The 5,755-nt window shown below is 60.6% G+C and carries 6 protein-coding genes; 3 read left to right on the top strand and 3 right to left on the bottom strand.

Annotated elements, in window-relative coordinates; translation table 11 throughout:
• Positions 1-211, top strand: a 211-nt coding sequence (locus ACS5Q1_RS46125) for an IS3 family transposase (RefSeq protein WP_473104495.1), incomplete at its 5' end; no start/stop codon positions are given.
• A gap of 431 nt (positions 212-642) precedes the next feature.
• Here ACS5Q1_RS46125 and ACS5Q1_RS46120 read toward each other — a convergent pair.
• Positions 643-1,026, bottom strand: coding sequence for a hypothetical protein (locus ACS5Q1_RS46120; protein WP_473104494.1), 384 nt, complete (start codon positions 1,024-1,026; stop codon positions 643-645).
• A gap of 312 nt (positions 1,027-1,338) precedes the next feature.
• Between ACS5Q1_RS46120 and ACS5Q1_RS46115 the strand changes: the two genes are divergently transcribed.
• Complete coding sequence (locus ACS5Q1_RS46115) at positions 1,339-2,580, top strand: MFS transporter (RefSeq protein ID WP_473104496.1); 1,242 nt, start codon at positions 1,339-1,341, stop codon at positions 2,578-2,580.
• A 64-nt stretch (positions 2,581-2,644) separates the two neighbouring features.
• Here the strand turns inward: ACS5Q1_RS46115 and ACS5Q1_RS46110 are convergent, their stop codons facing one another.
• Both ACS5Q1_RS46110 and ACS5Q1_RS46105 read right to left on the bottom strand, forming a co-directional pair.
• Positions 2,645-3,295, bottom strand: a complete 651-nt coding sequence (locus ACS5Q1_RS46110; protein ID WP_473104493.1) for a helix-turn-helix domain-containing protein — start codon at positions 3,293-3,295, stop codon at positions 2,645-2,647.
• A 385-nt stretch (positions 3,296-3,680) separates the two neighbouring features.
• Positions 3,681-4,988, bottom strand: coding sequence for an NRAMP family divalent metal transporter (locus tag ACS5Q1_RS46105; protein ID WP_473104492.1), 1,308 nt, complete (start codon positions 4,986-4,988; stop codon positions 3,681-3,683).
• A gap of 175 nt (positions 4,989-5,163) precedes the next feature.
• On the opposite strand from ACS5Q1_RS46105, the gene ACS5Q1_RS46100 reads away from it, so the two are divergent.
• Positions 5,164-5,755 (top strand): trypsin-like peptidase domain-containing protein (locus ACS5Q1_RS46100; protein ID WP_473104491.1); only part of this gene is annotated, 592 nt, incomplete at its 3' end.

Here is a 5,755-nt window from a genome sequence, read left to right as displayed (position 1 = left end):
CAAGGAGGCGACCGTCAAGCGCTTCCATTACGACGACCACAATCAGCTCCGCCAGCACCTGGCCGACTTCATCTCGGCTTACAACTTCGGCCGAAGGCTGAAGACCCTCAGGGGCCTCACACCCCACGAGTTCATCTGCAAATGCTGGACACAGGAGCCCAAACGCTTCACCTTTGACCCGGTCCATCAAATGCCGGGACTGAACACTTAGATCATGAAAACCAATATGTGAGACGTGGGATGGTCTGTGGTGCTAGTTTGGCTGGATAGCGGAAGAGGCTTGCTACTTGATCGTGAAAAGACAGGGAGCGGTGGGCCTGCCTGAGTGACTTGAAGCACTTTATAATCCGCTCGCGTCTCGACTTGGCTGATGCCTATTCTCGGCTCTTTTCCTCAAGCCCCTGCTTCAATTGGAATTCTAAGGCGAGTGAGCAAAGCTCGCTCCTGGAACAACACTCCAAGCGCGACAACTGGAATGAGTAGGCTGCTTACTCTCACCTCCGTTGTCGATTGCACGATTGCGACTAGGTGGAGGCAAAGATCGTGCTTGCGCTGCGCGTGTCTGCCTAGCAGATCTCACCGCTTTAGAGCGGGCACTACCCCGGCTTTGGTTCAAGGTCATTTTGCTGCCAGAGCCTCTACCTATTTCGCATAGCGATCTAAACGGCTCCTCTTCTCAGCAACGCTCAAGGAATCATTCTTGGCAACCACGGGGCAATAAGCCGTCACCATGTAGTTGACGATCTCAGCGAAAGTGGCTTTGGCATATTTCTGCTTAAGTTCAAAGATCGTGCCTTCTGTCACGGTGCCGGTTTCATCGGCGTCCAGTGCCTGGGACAGCTGGGCGATCTGTGCGGGCGTCTCTTTGATCGCGACATTGTCGGTTACGGGTTGCGCAACCGGACACTCGAATGCCCTGGCCGGCGCAGCCACCAGCATCATCACCAGTGTCATCGCGCCCAGGCTTGGCGATTGGTACTGTAATTGCCGTGCCAGGATACCGCGTGTGAGTCGGCTTGTCCGCATTCTCGCGTCCGGTCAGTTGCGACCCGCTCAATGCCAACATTGACCGGACCGGACGACGAGCACCGCCATCGGATCGATGAAACCCCTCCCGGTCCGCGCGGGTCCAGACCATTCGCTTCTCGTGCCCTTGCCGTTGAAATTGCCGGTTCTCGGCCGCGCGTCAGCCTGCGAGATCTGACAGGGGATCGCCGCACCGGTTTGCTCTAGATCCTTACATGTGACGCAGTACGTCCGGTCGATATGCAATCGCGAGAGGCTTGCTTGCGGGCTGGAGTGGAGGACTGCTTCCGAAGCACCAGGGAGGAGAACATGATTGGACCAGTCGCGGATCTCCGGTCCCTCACGGCACAGCAGCGCAACGTGGTCGTGGCGACGTTTCTCGGATGGACCCTCGACGCCTTTGATTTTTTCCTGCTGGTGTTCGTTCTCAATGACATCGCCCAGGCCTTTGGGACAGACATCACGGCCGTCAGCATCATGATCCTGCTGACCCTCGGCATGCGCCCGCTTGGGGCACTCATCTTCGGGCGGCTTGCCGACCGCTATGGCCGACGCCCGACATTGATGATCGATGTTCTGCTTTATTCAGTGCTCGGGTTCGCGTCGGGCTTTGCACCGAGCCTAGCCGTCCTGCTGGTGCTGCGGGCATTGTTCGGGGTGGCCATGGGGGGCGAGTGGGGTGTCGGTGCCTCGCTCACCATGGAGTCGATCCCGGCACGGGCACGCGGGGCGGTGTCGGGGCTTCTCCAGGCCGGCTACCCGACCGGATATCTGCTGGCAGCGCTCGCCTATGCGACCCTTTATCCTCACATCGGTTGGCGCGGAATGCTGATGCTCGGTGCTGTTCCGGCGCTCCTGATCCTCTTCATCCGCAGGAACGTCCCCGAATCGCCACTCTTTTCCGCCGAAGCGTCCAAAGCGAGGCGCCCCTTCCGCGACGTGCTGCGCCAGAACGGCGGACTCGTGATCTACGCACTGATTCTGATGACGGCCTTCAACTTCCTGAGCCATGGAACGCAGGATCTCTATCCCACCTTCCTTTCGGTTCAGCGCGGGCTTGATGCGCCGACTGTCGGATGGGTCGCCATTATCTACAATATCGGGGCCATCATCGGCGGCATTGTCTGTGGCATGCTCTCCGAGCGCTTCGGGCGCCGATATGTCATTACCATCGCAGCCTTGTGCGTGCTCCCGGTGATCCCCCTGTGGGCCTTGTCGACCACACCTCTAATGCTGGCCTTGGGAGCCTTTCTGATGCAGATCGCGGTGCAAGGCGCCTGGGGTGTCGTGCCGGCGCACCTGAACGAGCTCTCGCCTCCGGACGCCCGGGGGACATTTCCGGGTCTCGTCTATCAGCTTGGTAACTTTCTTGCTGCCAGCAACGCGACCGTGCAAGCCTCTGTGGCTGCCGCTCATGGCGGCAACTACGCCCTCGCGCTGGCTTGGACAGCCGGGCTGGCGGCCATTGTCGTTGCGGCCTTGGCGATGTTCGGGCGGGAAGCACGCGCCGTTGACCTGCAAGGCACGTCCGCGGATGCCTTGGCTCGAACGTGAGGGAGACAGCATCGAGGTCAAATCCCGGCTGTAGGTCCATGATGGTGGTATCAAATGGTGATCGTCATTTCCAGACCTCTCCAGCGCAGCCGACGGCCGCCTGTCCCACATCACTGTCACTCAGGATACTACCAGATGTCAGCTGAGCATGCCCGTCAGACGATGGCCGCCGGGGGGCGCCACGCTCGCCAATGTGTTCGGCGACTTTGGCACGACCCGGAGATCTAAGTGGTGCATCCGGGAAGTCATGCGGCCCTAGGCAGGAAGGCGATCCCGGGCGAGCGGCGTGGGCGATGGCGGCGGCGTTGTCCCCAGACGAAGGGATGGCGATGTGCATTCCAGTAGAGTGTAGAGCGGCGGCCAGTCGATCCAGCGTCCAGGCCGCAAACGGCAGTCCCAGCGTCTGAGGCTTGATCAACGCACTCGCAATCACGGTGGCTGTCTGCTCGGGCGTGTAGGTTGGTCGGCGCCCCGAGCGATGTCGGTCCTTGAGCGCTTCCAAGCCTTCCGCATTGAAACGGCGGATGCGCTTGCGCACGGTCTCGCCATCAAGACCCAGGCGGGCTGCAATGGCTGATGCGCTCTCGCCGCGATTGGCCCGCCAGACGATTTGGGCGCGTTGCACGCGTTGGGCCGGAGCCGTGTGGGAGTGGGCCAACTTTTGGACCGCCGCATGCTCAGCAGCGGTCATTTCCCGTAAGCAGACTGGTGCCATCGGTCACCTCCGCCAGCAGGCCAGCAAGCCGTGATTATACCCCTGAACATGGCGGATGCACCACTTAGAACCAGCGGCGCTCGGCGTCACCTTCCTCATCCTGAGGAGCCTAACCTGATCGTCACGATCAAGCATGTTGGCTGCGTGCTGCGTCCAAGCCATCAAGGCGAGGGAAGTATCCTGGTCCTGGTTGCATGCGCCAAGCTCCCCAGATGACGAACACGCACTGCGCCAGCGTTACTGTGGGTGAGTCATCGTAATGGCCCCACACGAAATTAACGACAGTTCCATTATTTCCGACAAGGATGCAAGCGACCACCGGAAGCGGGATAGGAAAGACAAGGTTGAGATGGAGCAATGCTGTGCTCTCGTCAAGCGAAGAGGTTCAGAAGGATGTGGCGAGCATGGCAAGAACAATGATGGCCATCACACCCGTAGCAGTCCAGCCGACAGCACGAAGCCACCCTCTCAGGGCAAAGGGGCCCATGATATCCGAGCGGCACGTGACAAGCATCATGGTTGCCATGACCGGGACAGCGATCACGCCGTTGAGCACGGCACTCCAGAAGAGAGCCTTGATAGGGTTAATCTCGCTGAAGTCGATGATGGTCCCGATCAGGGTCGCCAATGCCACCGTGCCATAGAATGCCTTCGCCTGCGGCGGTCGTCGGGAGAATCCGACAGGCCAGCCGCAGGCCTCGCCAATGGCATAGGCGGCTGAACCCGCGAGCACAGGAACTGAGAGGAGACCTGTGCCGACAATCCCAAGCGTGAACACTACAAACGCAAGACGCCCTGCAATAGGCCGCAGCGCCTCGGCTGCCTGGGCAGAAGTCTGGATGTCGGTGATCCCGTTCACGTTCAGCGTTGCTGCCGTCGTGACCATGATCGCGAGTGCAACGAGGTTCGAGAGGGCCATGCCGACCAAAGTATCGATCCTGATGCGCTGCAGAGCGGCCTTACCCTGCTCCGGAGAACCGATCAGTGCATGACGGCCCGGGTGCGCACCAATGTCCTCTACCTCCTCGCCCGACTGCCAGAAAAAGAGATACGGGCTGATTGTGGTGCCGAAGACCGCAACGATGACGGTCAGATACTCCTTGTCCCATCGCACCGCTGGAAGGAATAAACCAGACGCGAGCTTCGCCCAATCAATGTGGGTCGTGACCATGACTGCAAAATAGGCGAAGAGCGCCAATGTCAGCCACTTTAGGACAGCCACATACTGCGTGTATTGCAGGAACACCTGCACAGAGACGCAGACCGCTGCAAAGACGACGACGTAGAGCGCCAGTGGGCCGGGTAGGAGCAAGTGGACGGCATCGGCCATCGCCCCGAGGTCCGCCCCGAGATTGATGGTATTGGCGATCAGCAGCAGGATCACAATCACTTGGAGGAGCCAAGTCGGGTAGTACGTCCGAAGAACGCCCGCAATGCCGTGCCCTGTGGTGCGCCCCAGGCGGGCGCTGATCATCTGAACCGCTGTCATGAGCGGATAGCTGAACAGCATCGTCCAAGTCAGCATGTAGCCGAACTGAGCGCCGGCCTGACTGTAGGTGGCGATTCCACTGGGATCGTCATCGGACGCTCCCGTGATCAGACCGGGGCCAAGCACGTCGAGGGAGCGCGGCTTCGTAGACCCAACGGCCGGGCTCAGACCCTCAGGATCACCATCTTCGACCTGCGGCTTCATCACCCAATCCCTGCCCATCGAGCCCGCCCTGCCTATAGCGAATCCGAGGTTAACCCGACGAGTCGTAGCCGGGCCTCTGTCAGATCTCACAGGCTGACACCGCGGCGGGACCACCCGATGTTTTATTGAGATTGATGCCGCCCGTGCGGCCGAACTCATTCATGGAGTGAATGCTATGTCAGACCCGAACTCTGTCCCGGCTCGGGCGCGCACCAAGCGGGGGCTTGCCTCTGTTGCGGCCATTGCCATCATCGCATCGGGTGCCATTGCCGGTACAGTGGGTTTTGAATCCCGGACACCGGCCTTCGCGCAAAGTGCGCCGGCTGCCACCGCCGCTCCAGTCCAAGCCGGAGTGCGCGATCAGCTCCCGGCGACCTTCGCCGATGTGGTGGACAAGGTGAAACCGGCTGTTGTCGCGGTGCGAGTGAAGATCGAGAACGTCGCCTCGAACGAGGGTAGCCTCCCGTCAAACAACATGGACCAGATCCCGCCGCAGCTGCGCGAGTTGTTCCGCCACTTCGGCGAGAGCAGGCAGCCCCATTCGGGCATGGTGCTGGGCTCTGGCTTCTTCATCTCGGCTGATGGCTATGTCGTGACCAACAACCATGTCGTCGAGCAGACTGGGCAGATCCAAGTCGCGGCAGATGACGGCCGCACCCTCGACGCGAAGGTGGTCGGCACCGACCCGAAGACGGACCTCGCGCTCCTGAAGGTGACCGAAGGTGGGAACTTTCCGTACGTGCGTCTTGCCAAGGCCACCCCGCGGG

Source organism: Microvirga sp. GN3 (assembly GCF_055792825.1).
Note: the sequence above shows the minus strand (reverse complement) of the source record. Positions and strands in the feature narration are given on the sequence as shown.